Source organism: Streptomyces sp. NPDC091682 (genome assembly GCF_044756625.1).
In the GTDB taxonomy this organism is placed as follows: domain Bacteria; phylum Actinomycetota; class Actinomycetes; order Streptomycetales; family Streptomycetaceae; genus Streptomyces.
The window spans coordinates 184,689-208,066 of record NZ_JBIVTH010000003.1; the positions used below are offsets into that span (position 1 = coordinate 184,689).

A 23,378-nucleotide genomic window follows, 5' to 3' on the forward strand; every position below is an offset into this window, starting at 1 on the left:
GTGGAGCCGATGCCGATTCCGTGCAGACGGCCGGTCCGCAGGAACGAGGCGAGGAACACGATGCCGTTCATTACGGCCACGGGCTCCGTAGCGGCGGCTCCGCACCGCCCCATGCGAAGGCGTACGGGTCCGCGCCGCCCGAGTACGAGCAGGCGATTCCGGTGTCGGGCAGGTCGAACTCCTCGCGCAGCCATCCGTCCATGGCGAGGGCGGCGACCTCCGGCCGGTAGTCGGTCAGCGGGAAGTCGAGGGAGACGATGTCGAGGTACACGCCCTCCGGATGCCTGGCGCACAGCTCCTCGCCACGGAGCGCGACAACGAAGGAGAGCCAGGCCAGGTCCTCCCAGTACATGCCCGTCGCGGGAAGCAGCACGCGGACTCCCCGGTAGATCCCCACGGACGGAACCGCCGCTCCGCCCGGCGACACGGCCCGTGCCGAGAGGTCCGCCGCCAGCCCGCCGAGCGGGCTCCTGAACCGGTACTTGAACGTTCGGGTCACTTCAGCACCAGCACTTCCGGAGGTACGTCCGGGCCATACTGCCACGGGCCGGCGGCCAACGGGGCCGAGGCCGAGCACCGTTGGACGTGGTCCGCGAGGTGCGCAGGATGGCCACGAGCGAGGGAGGTCGGTCATGTCAACCGCCGAAGTGACCACGGAGACGGTGCGCTCCGAGGACGGGGCCACGGTCCGGGTCCGGCTCCACCGAAGGCCCGACGATCCGTCGGCACCGGTACTGGTGTGCATGCCCGCCATGGGCACCAGGGCCGTCTCCTACACGCCCCTGGCGGAGGCCCTCGTCGAGGCGGGGTTCCAGGTGGCCCTCGGGGAGTTACGGGGGCAGGGCACGAGCTCGGTCCAGGTGCGGCGCGGAGTGCGCTACGGCTACCACGAGATGGTCGCGTACGACTACCCCGCACTGTTCCGGGCCGTCTCGGCCGCCTTCCCCGGGGCGCCGCGCCACCTGCTCGGGCACAGCCTCGGCGGGCAGCTCGGCGTGCTCTACCTCAGCCAGGAGCCGCACATGGCCGCGGGCGCGATCCTGGTCGGCGCCCCGTCCTGCCACTACCGCGGCTGGCCCTTCCCGCAGAGCCTGGGCATGCTCGCGGGGTTCCAACTGGCCGCCGTCTTCGCCACCGCGTACGGGTACTTCCCCGGCCGCCGCCTGGGGGTGCTGGGGAACGACTCCGCGCAGGTCCTGCGGGACATGGCTGCGCAGGTCCGGACGGGCCGCTACGACGTACCGTCCTCACCGGTGGACTTCGAGCCCCGGCTGGCCGCGATGGACCTGCCGGTGCTGGCGGTGGCCATCGAGGGCGACCCCATGGCACCGCCAGGCGGGGTGCGGGGGCTCTGCGACAAGCTCACGAGCGCGCGGGTGACGTACGAGGAACTCGCGCTCGGCGAAGGCGCTCCGGGCGGCCGGCACTACGGCTGGATCCGCGACAACGCCGTACTCGTCGACCGGGTACGGGACTTCGTGGACCGGTCCTGACACCCCCTCGGCGGTGTCAGCCGAGCCGGGCCGGGGAGGAGGCTCCGGGGGCCAGCAGGCGCGGGGCGCCGCTGCCGTCGGCGGGCACGGTCCACAGGTCCGTGCTGTCGGCGGCGCCGTCGGTCGGCAGGCCGTAGGCGAGCGTGCGGTCGTCGAGCCAGGCGGCCTGGTCGTCCACGCTGCGCTTCTCCGCGAGCGCGTGGTCGCGCAGCGTCCCGAGGTCCATCACGTGCTCGCGCCACAGCGAGGCGCCGGCCCGGACCCGCTTCTTGTAGGCGATGCGCGTCTCGTCCGGGGACAGGGAGGGGCATTCGACGTTCTTGGCCAGGGTCTTGACGCTGCGCCCCGAGATCGATCCCTTGACCAGGTGGGTTTCGCCGCCGGTGGAGACGGTGGCGTAGAAGGTGTCGTCGTCCTTGGAGAAGGTGACCCCCCAGAAGTTGACGTCCTGGGCGCGGTGCTCCCGACCGTCCATGTCGATGGCGAACTCCTCCAGGTTCGCCTCCAGCTTCCAGGTGCGGGTGTCCACGATCGCGGTACGGGTGGAGAAGAACGCGGCGCCGTAGGACTCGCCGGAGACGAAGACGGTCCAGGCGGCGAACCGGCCGCTGGGCGAGACGCGGGCCCGGCTCGGGGTGCCCGCGAGGGGGAAGCTGCGCAGCGTGCGCAGTTCGGAGTCGACGATCAGGGCCTTGTTGTCCTGGGCGAGCGCGCCGGGCGTGGAGCGCAGGCACACGCCGGTGCCCGCGGCGGCGTAGAAGCGTTGGCAGCCCAGTTCGGAGGCGGTCCGCGCGGACTCGGGTGCGTCGGCCGGGACCGAGGCGAGGGTTCCGCGGTGCGGTCCCTGCCCGCCGTTGAGGAAGGTCAGGGAGCCGGGCCGGTCGAGCGTGACGGTCCCGGCGGTAACCGTCGGGCCGCCCGTCGACGGCTCGTCGTCGCGGGTGGCGGAGCGCAGCACCAGCGCGGCGCCAAGACCCCCGAGCAGCAGCACCGCCACCGCGAGGACGAGCAGGCGGCGTGACTTCGACAGCGTCATCTGGGGGGCCTCACGGACTTCGGATCGGGCTTGGGCTCGGGGTTCGGTTGGGGTCGGGTGTCCTGGGGCCCTGCCGGGCGCAGGACGAAGCCGGCGACGGCGGCGCAGCACAGCAGGCCGACCGCGGCGGCGGCCAGTGCCGGGCCGGTGCCCCAGAGCGTCCAGGCCGCGCCGAAGGCCAGCGAGCAACCGAAGCGGGCCAGCGCCTGGCCGGTACCGACCAGGGCCATGCCGGTGGCGCGCAGCTCGGCGGGGACGGTGGCGGCGACGGCGGCGGGCAACACGCCGTCCGTGGCGGCGTAGAACATGCCGTGCAGGGCGAGGACGAGGTAGGGCAGGGCGGGCCAGGCGGGGGCCCACAGCAGCAGCCCGTAGCCGGCCAGCAGGAGGGCGTGGCCGATGAGGAAGACGGTGCGCCGGCCGATCCGGTCGGCGAGGGCTCCGGCGGGCACGGCGAGCAGCAGGAACATGGCGGCGGTGCCCAGCGGCAGGAGCGAGAACCACTGGTCGCCGATGCCGGTGCGGCGTTGCAGGAGCAGGTAGACGAAGGCGTCGCTGACGGTGGTCAGGCCCAACAGGACGGCGCAGACGGCCAGGTTGCGCAGGCGGGGCAGGCGCAACAGGCCGAGCGCGTCGCGCAGTCGTACCGGGGCCGGCCGGTCCGCACCGGGGACGGCGGCGGCGGCGCCTGTGGTGGCCGTGGCAGTGGTGGTGACCGTGGCCGAAGCGGTGGCCGAAGCGGTGGCCGTGGCAGTGGTGGTGGCAGTGGTGGCGGCGGTGGCCGTGGCTCCGCGGGACGGCCCGGGCCGGGCGTCGCCGCCGGAGGGGACGAACAGCATGAGCACCACGACACCGAGTACGGCGATGCAGGCGCTGACGCCGAAGACCGCGTCGTAGCCGTCGACCGTCAGGCTCAGGATGAAGAAGGCGGCGAGCGGGCCGAGCAGCGCCCCGGTGGTGTCCATCGCCCGGTGCACGCCGAAGGCGCGCCCTTGTAACTCGGGCGGTGTGGACAGCGAGATCAGCGCGTCGCGCGGGGCGGTGCGCAGTCCCTTGCCGGTGCGTTCCAGCGTGAGGATCACGCTGATCGGGCCCAGGCTGTGGGCGAACAGGAGCAGCGGTTTGCACAGGGCCGACAGGCCGTAGCCGATGCCGGCGATCAACTTGTGGTTGCGGACCCGGTCGGCGAGGTGGCCGCCGGTCAGCTGCACGAGGGCGCTGACCCCGTTGTAGACGCCGTCCAGCGCGCCGAAGCCGAGGGGGCTCAGGCCCAGGCCGGCGATCAGGTACAGGGGCAGGACGGCGGTGACCATCTCGGAGGAGATGTCGGTGATCATGCTGACCGTGCCCAGGGCGAGGACGGTCGAGGCGACCGCGGGGGCCCGGACGGGTCCCCGGTCCGCAGCGGTCTTCGCACCCTCGGGCGCGGGCGCGGAGCGGTCCGCGAGGTACATGCTCTGGAGCTCCCGATGCCGACGGACTGAGTTCACTCGAACGTGCGAGTGGAACCCTAATGGTTGTACGGGCCAACGGTGCGGCGTACGAACAGATTCGGCCGTACGCCCCCGGATCGGCCGGGGGTTCAGCCCTCCCGGCTGCTCTCGTCCCGCAGCCAGGTGGAGAAGTCCTGGTCGCGGATGGCCTTCCGGGATCCCCGGCGGGCGGCGAGCGCGGCCACCACGAACACCACCACCCCCGGCAACAGCGCCGGTTGGGCCCGCAGCAGGGCGCGCAGATCGGCCGTGCCGGTGCGCGCGGTCTGCTCCGACACCTGCTCCGGTGGCGCCCCCGGCGCCCCGGCCCGCCGCGCCGCCTGGAAGCGCTCGAACTCGGCGGAGGAGGTCGCCGCGCGGACCCGCCGCCTGATCAGGTCGGACCAGGTGCGCGGCGGCCGGACGACCACCCGGGCCTCCTCGACCACGCGCCGCTCCCCGGGCCCGAAGGCGAGGGACGCGGCCAGGTCGTCGGCCATCAGCGGGGGCAGCGCGGCGATCCGCGCGTGCCCCGCCTCGGTCACGGCGATGACCCCCCGGCCGAAGAGCCCCTCGCGGACGGCGGGCAGCCGCTGCCACACCCGGTAGTACGCCCGCACCGGCCAGGCGCAGCCGCCCAACGGGACGTCCCGGCCGGGGGCGGCGGCGAGCAGCTCCGGGCTCCGGTCCAGGGCGCCCACCAGGGCCCCCACGTCGGCGGCCCCGACGACGACGTCGGCGTCCACGTACAGCCGGGGGAAGCCCCGCGCGTGCTCGTCGCCGACCCTAAGTGCCCGGTGTTTGGAAGGGGTCGGGATCTCGACCACCCGTACGCGGTCGCCGCGCTCGCCCGCCACGCGGGCGGTGTCGTCCGTACAGCCGTTGCACACCACGACGATGTCGGGCCCGGACACCGAGGTGTCGGCCAGGAGCGCGTCGAGGAGGCGGCCGATGACCCGGCCTTCGTTGTGGGCCGGTATCACGATGCTGGTCACCCGGGCAGTATGCACGGTCGAACACCCGCTCCAGGCGATTACGTCAACTCTGCCCGGGGGTACGCCCGGTGGACTAGATTGAGCGGCGCCGACCGGAATCGGCACGCTTCGGCGGAACCGGTGTCCGGCGGCGGGCATAGGCGGTAAGCGGTACGGGTTCGGCCTGCTTGTGGGGAACAGGCGGCCGGGCCGGGGGGCGAAGCACACGGTTCACGTAGGGCATCGGTTGTGGGGGGCCATCACCGTTGAGCAGGTCACGCACGGGACGCACGGGCGTCCGTGCTGCCGTCGACGGCATCTCCCTCCAACACACGCGTCCCGGCCATGAGTTGGCGACACGCCGCCCGGCGTGCGCGGAAGGAAGGGAAACGCCGTGAAGGACACCGCGAAGGACGCGGGGCAGGACACGGGACGGAAGACGGGCGCCGCCGGCAAGGGGTCCGCCCCCTTAGGTGTCGCCGTGGTCGGCGCGGGCTACTGGGGCCCCAATCTCGTCCGCAACTTCCAGTCCAGCGATCAGTTCCGGCTGCGCTGGCTCTGCGACCTGAACGTGGACCGGGCCCGGCAGGTGCTCGGCGCGTACTCCACGGTCCAGGCGACCGGTGACTACGAGGCGGTCCTCGCCGACCCGGAGGTCCACGCGGTCGCCGTGGCCACCCCGGCGGGAACGCACCTCGACGTCGCACTGGCCGCGCTGCGCGCCGGCAAGCACGTCCTCGTGGAGAAGCCCCTCGCCGCCACGTACGAGGACGGGCTGCGGCTGGTGAACGAGGCCGAGGAACGCGGCCTCACGCTGATGTGCGACCACACCTACTGCTACACGCCGGCGGTGGGCCGGATCCGCGAGATGGTCCGCTCCGGCGAACTCGGCGAGATCCACTACGTGGACTCGGTACGGATCAACCTGGGGCTCGTCCAGAAGGACATCGACGTCCTGTGGGACCTGGCCCCCCACGACCTCTCCGTCCTGGACTTCATCCTCCCGGACCACGTGCAGCCGGTCGCCGTCGCCGCGCACGGAGCCGATCCCATCGGGGCCGGCCAGTCCTGCGTGGCCTATCTGACGCTCCAGCTGAGCACCGGCGCCATCGCGCACGTGCACGTCAACTGGCTCTCCCCGACCAAGGTGCGCACCACCATGGTCGGCGGGTCCAAGCGCACGCTGGTGTGGGACGACCTCAACCCCACCCAGCGCGTCGCGGTGTTCGACCGCGGAGTGGACCTGAGCGCCCCGCAGGAGATAGGCGCGGACGAGCGCCGGGACATGCTCGTCTCCTACCGGAGCGGCGACATGGTGGCGCCCGCGATCGGCGAGAAGGAGGCCCTGCGCAGCATGGTCGAGGAGTTCGCCACGTCCATCAGGACGGGACGGCCGCCGCTGACGGACGGCCGGGCGGGACTGAAGGTGCTGGACATCCTGGAAGCCGCCTCCCGGAGCCTGGAGTTCCGCGGAGCGGTCGTCGGACTGCGCACCGGGCGTTGACCGCCCGCAGTCCGATCACGTGCAAGACCACGACCGAACATTCAGTGGGGGCAGGGCGTTGAGCAGCGTACGAGGCAAGAGGATTCTGGTCACGGGAGGGGCGGGCACGATCGGCTCGCACCTGGTGGACCTGCTGGTGGACAACGGAGCACGCGAAGTCGTGGTGCTCGACAACTTCGTGCGGGGGCGGACGGCCAACCTGGCCCGCGCCCTGCCGAGCGGGGTGGTGGAGGTCGTCGAGGGCGACATCCGCGACGTGGCCGCGGTGCGCAAGGCGACCGAGGGCGCCGAGCTGGTGTTCCATCTCGCCGCCATCCGGATCACCCAGTGCGCCGAGGAGCCGCGGCTGGCGAACGAGGTCATGGTGGACGGCACCTTCAACGTGCTGGAGGCGGCCGCGGCCGCCGGGGTGGGCAAGGTGATCGCCTCGTCCTCGGCCTCGGTCTACGGCCTGGCCGAGCAGTTCCCGACCACCGAGCGCCACCACCCGTACAACAACGACACCTTCTACGGTGCGGCGAAGGCCTTCAACGAGGGGGTGCTGCGCAGCTTCCACTCCATGTACGGGCTGGACTACGTGGCCCTGCGCTACTTCAACGTGTACGGGCCCCGGATGGACATCCACGGCCTCTACACCGAGGTGCTGATCCGCTGGATGGAGCGGATCGCCTCGGGCGAGCCGCCGCTGATCCTCGGCGACGGCCTGCAGACCATGGACTTCGTCGACGTCCGGGACATCGCGCGCGCCAACCTGCTGGCCGCCGAATCGGACCTGACCGACGAGGTGTTCAACGTCGCGAGCGGCACCGAGACCAGCCTGCTCCAGCTCGCGCACGGCCTGCTGGAGGCGATGGGCGCCGAGGGCCTGGTGCCCGAGCACGGTCCGGCCCGCGCCGTGAACGGCGTCACCCGCCGGCTCGCGGACACCTCGCAGGCCGCGGAGCGGCTCGGCTTCACCGCCGAGATCGACCTGCGCACCGGCCTGCGGGACCTGGTGCAGTGGTGGCGGGCCGAGCGCGCCGCCGACGCGGCGGCCTCGGAGGCGGGCCGATGAGCGCCCCGGACACCGCCCCCGCCCGGATCCCGGTGATGGTGCCCTGGCTGGGCGAGGAGGAGGCGAAGGCCGCCGCCGACGCCGTGCTCTCCGGCTGGGTGGCCCAGGGCCCCCGGGTCGCCGAGTTCGAACGGGCCTTCGCCGAGCGGGTGGGCGCCGAGCACGGGATCGCGGTGAGCTCGTGCACCACCGCCCTGCACCTGTCCCTGATCGCCCTGGACCTCGGTCCCGGCGACGAGGTGATCGTCCCCTCGCTGTCGTTCATCGCCACCGCCAACGCGGTGCGCTACGTGGGCGCCCGGCCGGTGTTCGCGGACGTCGAGGAGGCCACCGGCAACCTCACCCCGGCCACCGTGGACGCGGTCCGCACCCCGAGGACCAAGGCGGTGATCGCCGTCCACCAGGGCGGGGTGCCCGCGGACGTGCACGCGCTGCGCGCCGTGTGCGCCGACTGGGACGTGGCCCTCGTCGAGGACGCGGCCTGTGGCATCGGCGCGACGGTCGGCGGCAAATCGGTGGGCCACGGCGCCCTGCTCGCCGCCTGGTCCTTCCACCCCCGCAAGGTGATCACCACCGGCGAGGGCGGCATGCTGACCACGGACGACGCGCAGTGGGCGGAGCGGCTGCGCCGGCTGCGCGAGCACGGCATGAACGTGTCCGCCGCGCAGCGCCACGCGAGCAGCAAACCGGTCGTGGAGAGCTACCTGGAGGTCGGCTACAACTACCGGATGACCGACATCCAGGCCGCGGTCGGTCTGGTGCAGCTCGGCAAGCTGGACGAGATCGTGGCCCGGCGGCGCTCGCTCGCGGCCCGGTACACGGAGCTGCTGAGCGGGATCCCGGGCCTACGACCGCTCCGGGACCCCGGTCACGGCCAGGGCAACTTCCAGTCGTACTGGGTGCTGCCGGCCGAGGACTTCCCCGTCGGCCGGGACGACCTGCTCGCGGCGCTCTCCGAGGCCGGGATCTCGGCCCGGCGCGGGATCATGGCCTCGCACCTGGAGCCCGCGTACGCGGACCACGGCGCGGCGCCGCTGCCGGTGACCGAGCGGATCAGCCGCGACTCCCTGATCCTGCCGCTGTTCCACACGATGACGCGGGAACAGCAGGACCGGGTGGTGGCGGTGCTGCGCGAACGGGCGGGCGGATGAGCGGCCCGCCGCAGCGGACCGAGGACCTGCTGATCGTCGGCGCGGGCGGGTTCGCCCGCGAGACCGCCCAGGCGGTCCTGGACGCGGCCGCCGCGGCGGCCGCGTACGGCCGTGCTCCGCGGTGGCGCCTCGCCGGGCACCTCGACGACGATCCGGGCCTGCACGGCCGGGAGGTCGACGGGGTGCCGGTGCTGGGCGGCAGCCACCTCGTGCACGAGCTGCCGGCGGCCCGGGTGGTGGTCTGCGCGGGCAGTCCGCGCGACTACGCCGTACGGGCCCGGCTGGTGCGGCGCCTGGGGCTGCCCGGGAGCCGCTACGCCACGGTGGTCCATCCGACGGCGATGGTCTCGCGGTCCTCGCTGCTCGGCGCGGGCTCGGTCCTGCTCGCGCACTGCGTGCTGACGGCCGCCGTCCGGCTCGGGTCCCACGTGGCGGTGATGCCGCACGTGGTGCTCACCCACGACGACCGGGTCGGGGACTTCGCCACGCTCGCCTCGGGCGTCCGCCTCGGCGGCGGGGTGCGGCTGGGGCGCGGTGCGTACGTGGGCGCGGGAGCGCTGGTGCGCGAGGGCACGTCGGTCGGCGCCTGGTCGCTGACCGGTATGGGAAGCACGGTCCTGGCCGACGTGCCGCCCGGCGAGGTGTGGGCCGGAAGCCCCGCCCGCCGGCTGCGCGCGGCGGGGGGCCCGGCGCTCGACGAGCTGCGGGCCGATGGCGAGGAGACGGCCGGCCGTTGGCCGGAGACACGGATGGGGAGCACAGTCGCATGAACCAGATACCGCTGGTCGACCTGAAGGCGGCGCACGCCGAGGTCGCCGAGGAATTACGGGCGGGCTTCGACCGTGTGCTCGCCGACACCGCCTTCATCGGCGGTGCGGAGGTCCGCGCCTTCGAGCGCGAGTACGCCCATTTCGCGGGGGTGGGGCACTGCGTGGGTGTCGCCAACGGCACCGACGCCCTCGAACTCGCCCTGCGTGCCAGCGGGGTGGGCGTCGGCGACGAGGTGGTGCTGCCCGCGAACACCTTCATCGCCACCGCGGGCGCCGTCGCCCGGATCGGTGCCCGGCCGGTGCTGGTCGACTGCCTCCCCGACACCCTGCTGATGGATCCCCGGGCCGCCCTGGAAGCCGTGGGCGCGGCCACCCGCGCGGTGGTCCCCGTCCACCTCTACGGGCAGTGCGCGGACACCGCGGCCCTGGCGGCCGGGCTGCCGGCGCACGTGAAGGTCGTCGAGGACGCCGCGCAGAGCCAGGGCGCGACCCAGGGCGGCCGCTCCCCCGGCAGCGGGGGAATCGCCGCGACCAGCTTCTACCCGGGCAAGAACCTGGGCGCGTACGGCGACGCGGGCGCGGTGGTGACCGACGACGAAGAGAGCGCGGACCTGATCCGGGCCCTGGCCAACCACGGCGGCATCGCCAAGTACCGCCACGACGTGGCCGGCTTCAACAGCCGGCTCGACGGCCTGCAGGCCGTGGTCCTGCGGGCGAAGCTGGCCCGGCTGGCCGAGGGGAACGCGGCCCGCCGGGCCGCCGCCGCCCGCTACGACGAGCTGCTGGGCGACCTCGCGGCCGCCGGGCGGCTCACCCTGCCGGTCACCGCCGGGGGCAACGTCCACGTGTGGCACCTGTACGTCGTACGGGTCACCGGGGCGGACCGCGACGCCGTCGTCGGCAAGCTCAACGCTGAGGGCATCGGCGCGGGCGTGCACTACCCGGCGCCGGTCCACCTGACCCCGGCCTTCGGTCATCTCGGCCACGGCCGGGGCGACTTCCCGCACGCCGAACAGGCGGCGGACCGGATGCTTTCGCTCCCCCTCTTCCCGCAGATCACCGCTGACCAGCAGCAGCGGGTCGTGGAAACGCTCCGCAACGCCCTGCGCTGACCCCGCGCTCACGCAAACAATGAGGTCCAGATGAACAGACGGACAAGGTTGCTCCGTTACGGTCTCTTCACCGTGATCGCGGCCTTGATGGCCACGGTCCTGCCGCCGGCGGTGGTGGCCGGTGCGGTCGAACCCTGCGGTCCCACCTCGAACGCGATCGTGTGCGAGAACTCCAAGCCCGGCACGCCGATGGAGGACTGGTTCGCACCCAGCGCGTACGGCGACATCAAGGGTTTCCCGGCCCAGACGAGCGTCCAGGCCGGCGAGACCGTGCAGTTCAAGATCCAGTCGCCGACCGCGTACAAGGTCTCGGTCTACCGCCTCGGCCACTACGGGGGCACCGGCGCGCGCCTGATGTCGACCGCGGCCCAGGCGGCCCAGACGTACCCGGCGAACTTCCTGCCGGGCGGCAACCCGGCGACCTGCGCCAAGAAGGCCGCCACCGGCCTGGTCGACTGCGGCAACTGGCCGGTCACCGCGACGTGGACGGTGCCGGCGGACGCCGTGTCCGGGCTCTACGTCGTCAACTTCGACCAGGCGGACGGCAACGGCGTGATGCCGTACCCGTTCGTCGTCCGCAACGACTCCAGTCACTCCGACATCGTCGTGCAGACCAGCGACCAGACCTGGCAGGCGTACAACAACTACGGCGGCCAGGACCTGTACGACGGCGGCGGCCCCGCCCCGGACGGGCGGGCGTACGAGGTCAGCTACAACCGGCCCATGGACATCGGCGGGGACAACGGGATCTACGGGTCCGAGTTCCAGATGGTCGCCTGGCTGGAGCGCAACGGCTACGACGTGAGCTACATGTCCGGCATCGACATGTCGGTCCGCGGCGGGACGCTGCTGCAGAACCACAAGGTCTTCATGTCCTCCGGGCACGACGAGTACTGGACCCAGGAGCAGTTCACCAACGCGCTGAACGCGCGCCGGGCCGGGGTCCACCAGACGTACTTCAGCGGCAACGAGGTCTTCTGGAAGACCCGCCTGGCGCCGAGCATCGACGGGGCCAACACCGCCAACCGGACCCTGGTCTCGTACAAGGAGACCAAGCTGTCCTTCCCCCAGCCGAACGGAATCCCCGACCCGAGCGGGATCTGGACGGGCACCTTCATGGACCCGGCCAGTGCCACGAACGGCCGGCCCTTCCAGCCGCAGAACCAGCTGACCGGCTCGATGTTCAGCGTCAACGGCTACCGCAGTGACGCGATCACGGTGCCCGGCACCTTCGCCAAGCAGCGGCTGTGGCGCAACACCACGGTCGCGAACCTCACTCCCTCGCAGACCGCCACCTTCCCCACCGGCACGCTCGGCTACGAGTGGGACAGCGACGTGGAGAACGCCAGCCGGCCGGCCGGGCAGATCACGATGTCCTCCACCACGGTCGACATCGAGGACGGCAAGCTCCTCAAGGACTACGGCAACACCTACGGGAACGGCACCGCGACGCACAGCCTGGTGGCCTTCCGCGACCAGACCTCGCACGCACTGGTGTTCGGCGCGGGCACGGTGCAGTGGTCCTGGGGCCTGACCAACATGCCCACGGGCAATCCGGACGACGCCGTGATCACCGCGGACAAGCGGATGCAGCAGGCCACGGTGAACGTCTTCGCCGACATGGGCGTCCAGCCCAAGTCCCTGCAGAGCGACCTGGTCGCCTCGACCGCTTCCACGGACGCCGTGGGACCGGCCGTGACGGTGACCAGCCCGGCGGCGAACGCCACCGTACCGGCGCTGCGGCCCGTGACCATCACGGGCACGGCCACCGACACCGGCGGCGGCGTGGTCGCCCGGGTGGAGGTGTCCACCGACGGCGGCACGACCTGGAAGGCGACCACGGGCCTCGGCTCGTGGAGCTACAAGTGGACCCCGACCGTTCCGGGCACCGCGCAGATCAAGGTGCGCGCGGTGGACGACAGCGTCAACATCGGCGCCACCACCACGGTGCCGCTGACGGTGGGACCCCAGCAGTGCCCCTGCACCGTGTGGCCCGCCGCGGCCGTCCCGGGCACGGTCAACGCCGGTGACGGCAGCGCCGTCGAGCTCGGCGTGAAGATCCGCTCCTCCGTGGCCGGTTCGATCACCGGTGTCCGCTTCTACAAGTCCCCCGCCAACACCGGCACCCACACCGGAAGCCTCTGGAGCAGCACCGGCCAGCGCCTGGCGACCGGTACCTTCACCAACGAGACGGCCTCCGGCTGGCAGCAGCTGAACTTCGCCACGCCGGTCCCGGTCAAGGCGAACACCACCTACGTCGCCTCCTACTTCGCCCCGCACGGCGGCTACTCCTTCGACACCACCTTCGCCGCCGGCGACGCGGGCCTGGCCCCGCTCACCGCGCTGAAGAGCGGCACCGACGGCGGCAACGGCGTCTACCGCTACAGCGGCACGGGCGGGTTCCCGTCCACCGCCTCGTCCGGCAGCAACTACTGGGTGGACGCGGTCCTGGACACCTCCACCGCGAGCACGACCCCGCCCACCGTCACCGCCACCTCGCCGCAGTCCGCGGCGACCGGCACCCAGATCACGGCGGCCGTATCGGCCACCTTCAGCAACGCCATCGACGCGGACAGCCTGGCGTTCTCCGTGAAGGACTCCGGCGGCACCGCCGTCCCGGGCACCAAGGTGCTGGGCGCGTCGAACAGCGCGACCTTCACCCCGTCCTCCGAACTGGCCCTGAACTCGACCTACACGGCATCCGTCCAGGCCTCCGACCTGTGGGGCAACACCATGGCGGCCCCGGTCACGTGGAACTTCACCACCAGTGCGAGTCCGCCGACCGTGAACTGCCCCTGCACCCTGTGGAACGGCGCCACCACGCCGAGCACCGCCAACGTGGGTGACGACGCCAACTCCGTGGAACTGGGCACCCGTTTCCAGTCCGCGGTGAACGGCTACATCACCGGTGTCACCTTCTACAAGGGCCCCGGCAACACCGGTACGCACACCGGGAGCCTGTGGTCCGCCTCCGGCACCCAGCTGGCCACCGGCACCTTCGGCAGCGAGACCGTGTCCGGCTGGCAGCAACTGCATTTCGCCACGCCGGTCCCGATCACGGCGGGCACCACGTACGTGGCCTCCTACCACGCACCGAACGGCAACTACTCGGTGGACGGCGGCTACTTCACCGGCGCCCACCGCTCCTATCCGCTGGTGGCCCCGGCCGATGCGCCCGGCAGCGCCAACGGGCTCTACAAGTACGGGGCGGCCACCGCCTTCCCGACGAACACCTTCGGCTCGGTGAACTACTGGGTCGGCCCGATCTTCACCACCACCGCACCGCCCGCCGCGCAGTCCGGGCTGTCCACGGAGGTGAGCGGGCAGTGAGCACGGTCAGCGTGGTGATCCCCTGCTACAAGTACGGCCACTTCCTGGCGGACTGCGTCAAGAGCGTGCTGGACGAGCAGGAGGGCGTCGACGTGCGGGTGCTGATCATCGACGACGCCTCGCCCGACGACTCCGCGGAGGTCGCCCGTGCGCTGGCGGCCGCCGACCCGCGGATCGAGGTACGGGTCCACGAGACCAACAAGGGCCACATCGCCACCTACAACGAGGGTCTGCTGGAGTGGGCCGACGGGGACTACGTCGCCCTGCTGTCGGCGGACGACCGGCTGGTCCCCGGGGCCCTGGTGCGTGCGGCGGCCCTGCTCGACGCCCATCCGGAGGCGGGTTTCGCCTACGGCAGGCCGCTGCGCTTCCAGCACGGCGGACCGCTGCCCGCGGCCCGCACCCGCAGCACCGGATCGGTCGTCTATCCCGGACGGTGGTGGCTGGACCGGCGGTTCCGGGAGGGCACCGGGTGCATCACCTCACCCGAGGTGGTGGTCCGCACCAGTCTCCAGCGCAAGGTCGGGGGCTACGATCCGGAGCTGCCGCACGCCGGCGACATCGAGATGTGGATGCGGCTCGCGGCGCACGCCGACGTGGGCTACGTCCAGGGGGCCGACCAGGCCTTCTACCGGGTCCACGGCAACAACATGTCCACCACGGACTTCGGCGGCCAGCTCGACGACCTGCGCCAGCGCCTCGTCGCCTTCGACTCGGTGCTCGACAAGTGCTCCGGGCTGCTTCCGGGGGCCGACCGGCTGGCGCTGTCGGCGCGCACCCGGCTCGCCCGGTACGCGCTGCGGCGCGCCTACCGGGCGTACGACCGGGGACGCACCGCGGTGGTGCCGGTCGACGAGCTCGTGGAGTTCGCGGCCGAGTGCCTGCCCGGCGACTACACGAAGCTGGGCGAGTACCGGGCGCTGCTCAGGCGCCGGCGCATCGGGGCGCGCGCCATGCCGTACCTCCAGCCGCTCGTGCTCTCGGCCGTGGCCGACCGGGGGCGCGAGTGGCTGTGGTGGCGGTCCTGGAAGCGTCGAGGGATTTGATGACTCGAACGCTCGGTTCAGCGGGTCGCCCCGGCGAGGGCGGCCCGCTCGGGCTCCTCGGCCCGGACCACCGGACCGGCGTCGGCGGCGGCCTCGTGCCGCTGCCGGCGCCGGCTCCGGCGCGTCAGGAGCCGGTCGGTCCACAGGGCCCCGACCACACCGCCGACCCCGCCCAGCAGGGCCGCCCCGGCGAGGCCCCGGCTCTTGTTGCCGGTCTGCACCGCCGCGGTGGGCGGCACCAGCAGCGTCACGCTCATCCGCGCGGAGTCCGGGACCCCCTGCTGCGTCTGCAGGTCGGTCAGGTGTTTCGTGTAGATCTCGATGATCTTCCGGACCGCAGCGTCGGCGGCGGCCGCCTCGGCCTGCTCGGCCTGGATCTGGAGCGAGGGGATCAGATAGCGCGGGGTGACGCTGGTCCCGCTGTTCCGCGGGATCAACCGGTACGTGCCGCGCACCCCCGCGGCGCGCAGCTCCTCGGCCCCTTCGGGCGAGTCCAGCTGCTGTACCGCGGCGTAGGAGACGGCGGCGAGCGGCGGTTGCAGATTGGCCAGTTGGTTGGGCTGGGTGTCCGTCACCGGGGGCTTGAGCACGACGATCGCCGTGCTCAGGTACGTCTGGGTGGGGCGCAGCACGTGGACGGCCCCGGCGGCTGCGAGCACCGCCGCCACGATCAGGACGTACCAGCGCCGACGCAGCGCACGGACCAACTCACCAGGCGACACAGGGATTCCTTCCGTTGTGACCGATCTTTCCAGGACATGGGTAGGCCCGCCATCAATTGCCGCTTCCTCGGGGGGCGTTCATGAGCATTGGTGAGATCCTCGCGGTGCTCCGGCGCCGCTGGTACGTGATGGTGCCCCTCACGCTCATCAGCCTCCTCGCGGGGGCCCACCTGTACCGTTCGGTGCCGGTGGCCTACCAGTCGCAGAGCTCGGTGGCGCTGCTCGATTCGACGGCGGTGGCCGAACTGGCCCCCGCGTTCGGCAATCCGATCGCGAACGCCGGTGGTTCGCTGGTGGTCACCGCGGACGTGCTGATCAGGACGCTGTCGGGGACGGACGCGGCGCGGGACCTGCAGGGCATCGGGGTGACCGATCCCTACACGGTCGGGTTCGCCGCGAACACCTCGGGGCCGATGCTCACGCTGACCGTCACGGGTACCGACCGGGCGAACGTGCTGGAGGAGACCAACAAGCTGACGGCCTTCGCCGGGGAGACGCTCAACGCGCTCCAGGCGGCGGCCAAGGTGAAGCCCGCGTACATGGTGCAGACGGCGCCCGTGGTGCTCCCGCAGACCCCGGTGCCGCAGATGAAGAGCCGCTACCAGCAGGTGCTGGGCGTCGTCATCCTGGGCACCACGTCCGCCTTCACCTTCTCCTTCCTGACCGACAGCCTGCTGGCGGCGCTGCGGCGCAGGCGCGCGGCCGGGGCCGCTCCGGCCCGGGGCCGCGGGCGCCGCAAGCCGTGGGGCCGGCAGCTGGACGCGACGGCCCTGCTGAGCTGCTACCTGGCGCTGGCCTTCTTCATCCCCTCGAACCTGACCCTGCCGGGCATGGGCGGAGTGGGCACCCCGGCCAACGTGTTCGCACTGCTGTGCCTGTTCTGGTACCTGGCGGCCTGGATCACCGGCCGGATCCGGCCCGCCCCGGGCACCCGGCTGCCGCGGGTGGTGATGTGCCTGCTGGCCTTCTCGGTGCTGGGCTCGTACCTCGCGAACGCGATGCGCGGCAGCTCGCACAAGGAGGTCCTGGCGGCGGACCGCGGGCTGATCGGGCTGCTGGTCTGGGTGTCCCTGGTGGTGCTGGTCTCCGCGGGGATCCAGGACCGGGAGCGCCTGGACGTGCTGCTGCGCCGGGCCGTGGTGATGGGAGCGGTGGTGGCCGCCATCGGCTTCTACGACTTCTTCACCGCGACGAACGTCGCCGACAGCATCAGCATCCCGGGACTGCAGTCCAGCGTCGCCCAGATCACCACCCTGGACCGGGGTTCCTTCACACGGCCGCGGTCCACGACGGCGCAGCCCCTGGAGTTCGGCGGGATGCTCGCCATCATGCTGCCCTTCGCGGTGCAGCAGGCCTTCGACCCGGTACGCCGGCACCTGCGCGCCTGGCGGCGCTGGGCGCCGGTGGTGCTGATGGGCGGCGCCCTGCCGCTGACGGTGTCGCGGACCTCCATCATCGGGGCGCTCATCGTGATCCTCGTGATGGTGCTGCGCTGGAAGCCGGAGCGGCGGTGGGCCGCGATCGGTCTGCTGATGGGCTCGGTCGCCTGCTTCAAGGTGATCATCCCTGGGCTGATCGGCACCATCACGGCGCTCTTCGCCTCGTTCGTGTCGAACTCCGACAGCAGCACCCAGGCCCGTACCGTCAAGTACAGCGCGATCGTCCCCTACCTGACGGAACGGCCGCTGTTCGGACGGGGTTTCGGCACCTTCCTGCCCGAACTGTTCTTCTTCACCGACAACCAGTACATGCTCACCCTGGCGGAGATGGGCCTCGTGGGGCTGATCGCGCTCCTGGTCCTGCTGTTCACCGGCATCCACCAGGGCGGTGCCATCCGCCGGCTGGCCCGCACCGAGTCCGACCGGGAGCTGGGGCAGGCGTTCTTCGCTTCCGCCCTGGTCTCCCTCGTGATCGCCGCCACCTTCGACGCCCTCAGCTTCCCGATGTTCGCCGGGGTGTTCTTCCTGACGATCGCCGCCGGAGGCAGCTACCTCGGGTTCATCCGGCGCGCTGCGCCGGAGCCCGCAACCGTGGAGTCCCCATGCAGTTCAGCCAGCCAGCCTCCCGCCGACCGGAGCCGGGTGCCGGCCCGGTAGCGGTCCTCGTCGTCACCTGGAACAGCGCCGGGGTGCTCCCGGAGTTCCTCGCCTCGCTGCCCGAGGGCATGGCCGGGCTCGACTGGCGCCTGGTCGTCGCCGACAACGACTCGGCCGACGGCACGGTGGAGCTGATCCGTTCCCTCGCGCCGGACGCAACGGTCGTCCAGACCGGTCGCAACGCCGGCTACGCGGCCGGGGTGAACGCCGCCCTGGCGGCCGCGGCCGCCTGGGAGGGCGGCTTCCGGGCGGCCCTGGTCTGCAATCCGGACGTCCGGATGAGGCGGGGCTGCGCCAAGGTCCTGGTGGACGCGCTGGGCACCGGGGCCCCCGGTGGCGGCCGGGTCGGGATCAGCGTCCCGCTGCTGTACGAGGAGGACGGCCGTACGTTGCTGCTCTCGCTGCGCCGGGAGTCGCGGGTGACCCGGGCTCTCGGCGAGGCGGTGCTGGGCAACCGGCGGGCCGGGCGGTTCCCGCGCTGGAGCGAGATGGTCACCGATCCGGCCGCGTACGAGCGGGCGACGGTCGCGGACTGGGCGACGGGCGCGCTGATGGCCCTGTCCGGGGAGTGCCTTCGGGCGTGCGGGGACTGGGACGAGTCCTTCTTCCTGTACTCGGAGGAGACCGAGTACTGCCTGCGGGCCGGCGACCTCGGCTTCGTCACCCGGTTGGAGCCCGCGGCCACGGCCACCCATCTGGGCGGGGACTCGCAGGTGTCGCCCCGGCTGTGGACCCTGCTGACGCTCAACCGGGTCCGGCTCTACGGGCGCCGGAACGGGGCGGTGGCGACCGCCGCGTTCCGGGCGGCCGTGCTGCTGCGGGAGACCTCCCGCGCGGTGCTCGGCCGGCCCGCGAGCCTGGCGGCCGCGAAGGCCCTGGCCAGCCCGTCCGCGCTACGGGCCACGCCAGGGCCGTGACGCCTCCGGGGCGCTTCAGGGGGCTGGTGGCCGGATTCCGGTGAGCTTGTCGGGGTTCGTAACCGAGAAGACATCGGAGATCCGGTCCCCTTCGGGGGTCAGCTCCACCACGACGACGGCGAGCGGACTGCCGTCCGCGAAGACGAGCGCGCCGGGGTCGCCGGCCACCCGGCGGTAGCGGAGGTCGACGCCCGCCGCCGGTAGGGCGCGGGCCACGGCCATGAACACGGCGGCGACGGCGGCGCGGCCGTGGACGGGGTGGAGACTGACCGCGGGGCCCTTGCCCCCGCCGTCGGTCCAGAGCGTCACCTCGGGTGCGAGGAGTTCGAGGAGCGTGCGCAGGTCCCCGCCGAGCGCGGCCACGGCGAAGCGCTCGGTGACCCGGGCGTGCAGGTCCGCTTCGGGCCGGTGCCGGGGCCGGCGGGCGTGGACGTGACGGCGGGCCCGGGTGGCGAGTTGGCGGACGGCCGTCGGCGAGCGGTCCAGGATCCGCGCGATCTCCGGGTGCGCGAAGCCGAAGGCCTCGTGCAGGACGAACACGGCGCGCTCCAGCGGGGACAGCGTCTCCAGGACGACGAGCAGCGCCATCGACAGCGCCTCCGCCCGCTCGACCCCTTCCGCGCCGTGGTCGTCGGCGGCCGTCAGCGGCTCCGGCAGCCACGTGCCCACGTACGTCTCTTGACGGCGGCTCATTTCGGCCCGCCGGGCGAGCGCCTGGTTCACGGCGATCCGTACGAGGTACGCACGGGCGTTCTCGACGGGCTCCGCGTCGGGCTTGCGGTGCCGGGCGGACCAGGCCAGCCAGACGTCCTGGAGCGCGTCCTCGGTGTCGGTAACGCTGCCCAGCATGTTGTAGACCACCGAGAAGAGCAGTTCGCGGTGGCCGAGGAAGCGGTCGGTGACGGAGTCGGTCGGGTGGTGCGGTGGCACGGCGGTCATGCGTCCTCCTTGTCTGCCGTGACCGAAGAGGTCCGCCGCGCCGGAAGAGTGACACGGGGCGGTCCGCATGTGAGCCGCGTCACGACGGCCTGCCGCGATGTCACAGCCGGAGCCGGGTGCGCCCTCTGTGGTGGCGTCCGGGGAGGAAGGGCCTCCCCGGCACGCAGGAGGAGGACCTTTCATGCGTACACGGATCCACGGCGTCCGCGTCTTCGACGGTGAACGCGGTACCGGTGTCCAGGACGTGTTCCTGGAGGACGACCTCGTCGCGGCGGTCTGCGCCCCCGGGACGGCCGGGGCCGCCGACGTCGAGGTCGACGGCCGGGGGCGGACCCTGCTGCCGGGGCTGATCGACGCGCACACCCACGTCTTCGACGGCAGTCTCGCCGAGGCCCTGCGCCACGGGGTCACGACCGAAATCGACATGTTCTGCCTGCCGCGCCCGCTCGCCCGGCACCGGCGACTCGCGGCCGAGCGGGACGACGTGGCCGATCTGCGCAGCGCGGGCTTGCTGGCGACCGCACCCGGCGGACACCCGACCCAGCTGCTCGCCGCGCTGACCGGCACCCTGCTCGACCCGGAGGACGTGACGGGGCTCGACTTCGTGACCGATCCGGAGCGGGCCCCGGACTTCGTGAAGGCGCGGCTCGCCGAGGGCAGCGACTTCCTCAAGCTCGTCATCGACGACGGGACGATGCACGGTACCGGCCTCCCCGTCATGACCCCGGCGGTCGCGGGGGCCCTGACCGCGGCCGCCCACGCGGCCGGGCTCCCGGTCGTCGCGCACGCGGTCACCGCCGCCGACGTGGTCACCGCGCTCGACGCGGGGGTGGACGGGCTCGCCCACGTGTGGGCCGACCTCGACCCGCAGGACCCGGCTTCCGGACGCCTTGCCCGGCGCGTCCGCGACCAGGGTGTGTTCGTCGTGTCCACGCTCGCGTACTTCGAGGCGGTCGATGCCCAGGGCTCCGGCGCGCCGGCCTGCGTGCCACCCGGCCGCTACCCGGCCGCCGTCGGCGCGCTCCGCGCGCTGCGCGGGGCGGGCGTCCCGCTCCTCGCCGGCACCGACGCCACCCCCTTCACGCCCGCCCACGGCTCGGGGCTCCACCGCGAACTGGAGTTGCTCACGCGGGACGGCGGCCTGCGCCCGGCGGAGGCGCTGACCGCGGCGACCACCCTGCCGGCCCGGCACTCCGGCCTGACCGACCGGGGCCGGATCGCCCCGGGCCTGCGCGCGGACCTGCTGCTCGTGGAGGGCGACCCGACCCGGGAGGTCTCGGCCCTCGGCGCGATCGTCGACGTCTGGCGCCGCGGACGGCGGCAGGCCCGCTGAGCCCGAACCCGCGCGCCCCCGTCGTCCCCCGCCCTTCCAGGAAAGGACCACACCCGTGTCCCGTGAACGCTTCGTCCTCCTCTCTGCGGGAGAGGCCCGTACGGGCCGGATCCCGCTGCCGCCCGCCTTCTCGGTGAAGGCGACCACGGGGGACACCGAAGGACGCTTCTCCCTGCTCGAAGTGGTGCTGGCGCGGGAGATCCCGCCCCACACCCACCACGTGGCGGACGAGAGCGTGTACGTGCTCGAAGGCGAGCTCCTCGTCGACACCGGGGGCCGCTGCCACACCCTGACCGCCGGACAGTTCGTCCTGCTCCCCCGCGGTGTGCCGCACGCGCTGCGTCCCGGTCCGGGCGGGCCGCCGCGGGTGCTGCAGATCTCCTCGCCGGGCGGCTGGGAGTGCTTCGTCGAGGACATGATCGAAGCCGGTCCGCAGCTCACGGTCGACGGCCGGATGGATCCGGCCCGGCTGAACCGGATCGCCCGGCGGCACGGCATCACGTACGAGGAGCCGACCGGCTAGGGGGCCGGGGCGGCTCCGTCCCAACTGGTCCAGAAGCTGTCCGGGTTGACCAGGTAGCGGACCGTCGCCCGGGGCAGGTGGCGCACCTCGTGGCGGCGGGCGTAGCGGCGGATCAGCTCCCAGTCCTCGCGGGGCAGTACCTCGGGGGTGCGGCGCAGCCGGCTGAAGTGCAGGGACCGGGTGCGCCGCGCCACGAAGGCGTTGGTGTCCAGGAAGGCCTCGTGGGCGGCGCGGCGGCGGTCGAAGGGCACCGAGAGGACGTCCCGGTCGGTGCCGTCGGGCAGCACCCTGCGCAGTGCGGTGTAGACGCCGTCGGGTCCGTCGGGCGCCTCCAGCGTGGCCAGTGCCTGCTCCAGGTGGTCGGGCTCCCAGAGGTTGTCGTCGTCGAGGAAGGCCACGTAGCGCGACCTGGTCAGCCGGATCCCCACGTTGCGCACGACTCCGGCGGTGGCCGTGTTGCGGGCCAGGGAGACCGCGAACAGCCTTGGGTCGGAGGGTAGTTCGGGTAGGCCCGCGCCGTCGTCGACGACGATGACCACCTGGTCGGTGACCGTCTGGCCGAGCGCGGAACGGACCGCCGCGTGCAGCGCCTCGGGGCGCCGGTGGGTGGGGATGACGGTGGCGACCAGGGCGGCCGGGGGCTCGCCCAGGTCGGCGGCCAGGCGGTGGGTCTCGGCGTCCTCGAAACGGCGCAGCCGCAGGGCGGAAGGAGCCAGCAGGACCTTGTTCCTGGCTTCGAAGAGCACCAGCCAGCCGAAGGTCCCTTTGAGCAGTTCCCAGGGGGCGCGTGCGATCCGGCGCATCATGTCCGGTCGGTCCTCTCGGTGGTCAGGAAGCGGGTGGGGGTTCGACGGGTCTTCCGTCGGACATGCGGTTGCCCTTCCACACGTTGCCCGCGCCGCCCGCGTTCCAGGCGGTGGCGGCGCCGTAGGCCCCGGCGGCCGGGTGGTACTGGGTGGAGAAGACGTTGTTCGTGACCTGGATGCCGGTGGCACCCGGGCCGCCGCCGTAGAGGGCGTACGCTCCCCCGGCCAGCCAGTTGCCGTCGACGACGACGGAGGAGACCACTCCGGTGTCGGCGAACAGGCCGACCGCCGCGGTGGCGCCGCGGTCCACCGCGGTGGGGTTGAGTAGGGTGTTCCGGCGGATGGTCAGCCGACCCTTGTTGCCGCCGCCGCTGATGACGGCGTCGGTGTGCTGCCATTCGCCGCCCTGGTTGCGGAACGCGACGATGTCGTGGACGTAGTTGTCGTGCAGGTCGCCCTGGCCCATGGACAGGGCGTTGCCGAACACCGAGATGTCGCACCAGCCGACCTCGATCGAGCTGCCGCCCATGTTGGAGACCGCGTAGTTGACGCCTCCGTTGTCGGGGCCCTTGCCGGGTACGGCGGTGATCGTGGTGTGCAGGACCTTCAGTCCGCTGAAGCCGGGGCGCAGGTTGATGCCCCACCAGTTGGTCGAGGTGATCTTGCTGTCGATGACGGTGACGTCGTTGGCGTAGATGTCGAGGGAGCCGCGGATGTCCCAGCCCTTGATGACCGTGCCGTGCTCCTTGACGGACATGTTCCCGGTGTCGTGCCGCTCCAGCTCGATCCGCGGTCCGGTGCTGCGCGCGTCGGGGAACCCGCAGGTGCCGGGCGAGGTGCAGGCGGGCGTGGGGGCGGTGGGCGACGGTTCGCCCGTTTCCTGCGGGACGGTCGGGGAGGGCGGGGCCGAGGAGGTGGGCGGCGAGGCGGAGGCGGCCGGTGGGTCCGTGGTGGAGGGGGTGACGGGCTCGGTGGCGCCGGGCGCCGCCGCGTGCTCGGTCACCGCGGTGCTGTCGGCCTTGTAGAGAGTGAGGACGACGGCGAGCACCACTGAGGCGAGCAGCCACGCCGTCAGGCGCCTTCGGTGCTGTGTCACAGCT

Annotated in this window: 20 protein-coding genes; 12 read left to right on the plus strand and 8 right to left on the minus strand. The window is 72.7% G+C overall.

The genetic code is table 11. The features are described from left to right. Positions 1–70: 70 nt before the first annotated feature. Positions 71–499: a hypothetical protein gene (locus ACIQK6_RS08905; protein WP_329097920.1), complete on the minus strand. Its 429-nt coding sequence runs from the start codon at positions 497–499 to the stop codon at positions 71–73. A 133-nt stretch (positions 500–632) separates the two neighbouring features. Between ACIQK6_RS08905 and ACIQK6_RS08910 the strand changes: the two genes are divergently transcribed. Beyond that, positions 633–1,493, plus strand: coding sequence for an alpha/beta fold hydrolase (locus ACIQK6_RS08910; RefSeq protein ID WP_329097922.1), 861 nt, complete (start codon positions 633–635; stop codon positions 1,491–1,493). A gap of 16 nt (positions 1,494–1,509) precedes the next feature. Here the strand turns inward: ACIQK6_RS08910 and ACIQK6_RS08915 are convergent, their stop codons facing one another. The 3 genes from ACIQK6_RS08915 to ACIQK6_RS08925 form a co-directional block, all read right to left on the minus strand. Further along, positions 1,510–2,523 carry a TolB family protein gene (locus ACIQK6_RS08915; protein ID WP_402694671.1) on the minus strand — a complete coding sequence of 338 codons (1,014 nt, stop codon included), beginning with the start codon at positions 2,521–2,523 and terminating at the stop codon, positions 1,510–1,512. Positions 2,524–2,525: 2 nt separating this feature from the next. Continuing rightward, entirely contained in the window at positions 2,526–3,983 is a 1,458-nt protein-coding gene (locus tag ACIQK6_RS08920; RefSeq protein WP_329097926.1) for an MFS transporter, read from the minus strand. 128 nt (positions 3,984–4,111) lie between these two features. Then, the gene (locus tag ACIQK6_RS08925) at positions 4,112–4,996 is read right to left on the minus strand and encodes a glycosyltransferase family A protein (RefSeq protein ID WP_329097927.1); all 885 of its coding nucleotides are present in this window, start codon (positions 4,994–4,996) and stop codon (positions 4,112–4,114) included. Positions 4,997–5,369: 373 nt separating this feature from the next. On the opposite strand from ACIQK6_RS08925, the gene ACIQK6_RS08930 reads away from it, so the two are divergent. From ACIQK6_RS08930 to ACIQK6_RS08960, 7 genes are read left to right on the plus strand one after another with little or no spacing between them, the layout of a single operon-like run. Then, positions 5,370–6,479 carry a Gfo/Idh/MocA family oxidoreductase gene (locus ACIQK6_RS08930; protein WP_329097929.1) on the plus strand — a complete coding sequence of 370 codons (1,110 nt, stop codon included), beginning with the start codon at positions 5,370–5,372 and terminating at the stop codon, positions 6,477–6,479. Between the two features lie 58 nt (positions 6,480–6,537). Further along, positions 6,538–7,533 carry an NAD-dependent epimerase/dehydratase family protein gene (locus ACIQK6_RS08935; protein ID WP_329097931.1) on the plus strand — a complete coding sequence of 332 codons (996 nt, stop codon included), beginning with the start codon at positions 6,538–6,540 and terminating at the stop codon, positions 7,531–7,533. Then, positions 7,530–8,684: a DegT/DnrJ/EryC1/StrS family aminotransferase gene (locus tag ACIQK6_RS08940; RefSeq protein WP_329097932.1), complete on the plus strand. Its 1,155-nt coding sequence runs from the start codon at positions 7,530–7,532 to the stop codon at positions 8,682–8,684. The genes ACIQK6_RS08935 and ACIQK6_RS08940 overlap by 4 nt, the downstream gene beginning before the upstream one ends. Then, positions 8,681–9,454, plus strand: coding sequence for a NeuD/PglB/VioB family sugar acetyltransferase (locus tag ACIQK6_RS08945; protein ID WP_329097934.1), 774 nt, complete (start codon positions 8,681–8,683; stop codon positions 9,452–9,454). The genes ACIQK6_RS08940 and ACIQK6_RS08945 overlap by 4 nt, the downstream gene beginning before the upstream one ends. Beyond that, on the plus strand, positions 9,451–10,566 hold the full coding sequence (locus ACIQK6_RS08950; protein WP_329097936.1) for a DegT/DnrJ/EryC1/StrS family aminotransferase: 1,116 nt from the start codon (positions 9,451–9,453) through the stop codon (positions 10,564–10,566). The genes ACIQK6_RS08945 and ACIQK6_RS08950 overlap by 4 nt, the downstream gene beginning before the upstream one ends. Before the next feature lie 30 nt (positions 10,567–10,596). Next, complete coding sequence (locus tag ACIQK6_RS08955) at positions 10,597–13,896, plus strand: DUF4082 domain-containing protein (protein WP_402694585.1); 3,300 nt, start codon at positions 10,597–10,599, stop codon at positions 13,894–13,896. Continuing rightward, positions 13,893–14,942 carry a glycosyltransferase gene (locus tag ACIQK6_RS08960; RefSeq protein WP_329097940.1) on the plus strand — a complete coding sequence of 350 codons (1,050 nt, stop codon included), beginning with the start codon at positions 13,893–13,895 and terminating at the stop codon, positions 14,940–14,942. Before ACIQK6_RS08955 ends, ACIQK6_RS08960 begins: the two co-directional genes overlap by 4 nt. A gap of 17 nt (positions 14,943–14,959) precedes the next feature. Here ACIQK6_RS08960 and ACIQK6_RS08965 read toward each other — a convergent pair whose 3' ends face one another. Beyond that, the gene (locus ACIQK6_RS08965) at positions 14,960–15,664 is read right to left on the minus strand and encodes a Wzz/FepE/Etk N-terminal domain-containing protein (protein ID WP_329097942.1); all 705 of its coding nucleotides are present in this window, start codon (positions 15,662–15,664) and stop codon (positions 14,960–14,962) included. 80 nt (positions 15,665–15,744) lie between these two features. On the opposite strand from ACIQK6_RS08965, the gene ACIQK6_RS08970 reads away from it, so the two are divergent. Together ACIQK6_RS08970 and ACIQK6_RS08975 are read left to right on the plus strand one after the other, a co-directional pair. After that, positions 15,745–17,760: an O-antigen ligase family protein gene (locus ACIQK6_RS08970; protein ID WP_402694586.1), complete on the plus strand. Its 2,016-nt coding sequence runs from the start codon at positions 15,745–15,747 to the stop codon at positions 17,758–17,760. After that, positions 17,706–18,677, plus strand: a complete 972-nt coding sequence (locus ACIQK6_RS08975) for a glycosyltransferase family 2 protein (protein WP_329097946.1) — start codon at positions 17,706–17,708, stop codon at positions 18,675–18,677. Before ACIQK6_RS08970 ends, ACIQK6_RS08975 begins: the two co-directional genes overlap by 55 nt. A 15-nt stretch (positions 18,678–18,692) precedes the next feature. Here ACIQK6_RS08975 and ACIQK6_RS08980 read toward each other — a convergent pair whose 3' ends face one another. Next, positions 18,693–19,616, minus strand: a complete 924-nt coding sequence (locus ACIQK6_RS08980) for a sigma-70 family RNA polymerase sigma factor (RefSeq protein WP_329097948.1) — start codon at positions 19,614–19,616, stop codon at positions 18,693–18,695. 181 nt (positions 19,617–19,797) lie between these two features. Between ACIQK6_RS08980 and ACIQK6_RS08985 the strand changes: the two genes are divergently transcribed. Continuing rightward, positions 19,798–20,949, plus strand: a complete 1,152-nt coding sequence (locus ACIQK6_RS08985; protein ID WP_402694587.1) for an amidohydrolase family protein — start codon at positions 19,798–19,800, stop codon at positions 20,947–20,949. Positions 20,950–21,004: 55 nt separating this feature from the next. Then, positions 21,005–21,472, plus strand: coding sequence for a cupin domain-containing protein (locus tag ACIQK6_RS08990; RefSeq protein WP_402694588.1), 468 nt, complete (start codon positions 21,005–21,007; stop codon positions 21,470–21,472). Here ACIQK6_RS08990 and ACIQK6_RS08995 read toward each other — a convergent pair. Together ACIQK6_RS08995 and ACIQK6_RS09000 are read right to left on the minus strand one after the other, a co-directional pair. Next, on the minus strand, positions 21,469–22,278 hold the full coding sequence (locus ACIQK6_RS08995) for a glycosyltransferase family 2 protein (RefSeq protein WP_402694589.1): 810 nt from the start codon (positions 22,276–22,278) through the stop codon (positions 21,469–21,471). The two genes, ACIQK6_RS08990 and ACIQK6_RS08995, sit on opposite strands and share 4 nt — an antisense overlap. A gap of 22 nt (positions 22,279–22,300) precedes the next feature. Next, positions 22,301–23,374, minus strand: a complete 1,074-nt coding sequence (locus ACIQK6_RS09000; protein WP_329097957.1) for a hypothetical protein — start codon at positions 23,372–23,374, stop codon at positions 22,301–22,303. Between the last annotated feature and the right edge of the window lie 4 nt (positions 23,375–23,378).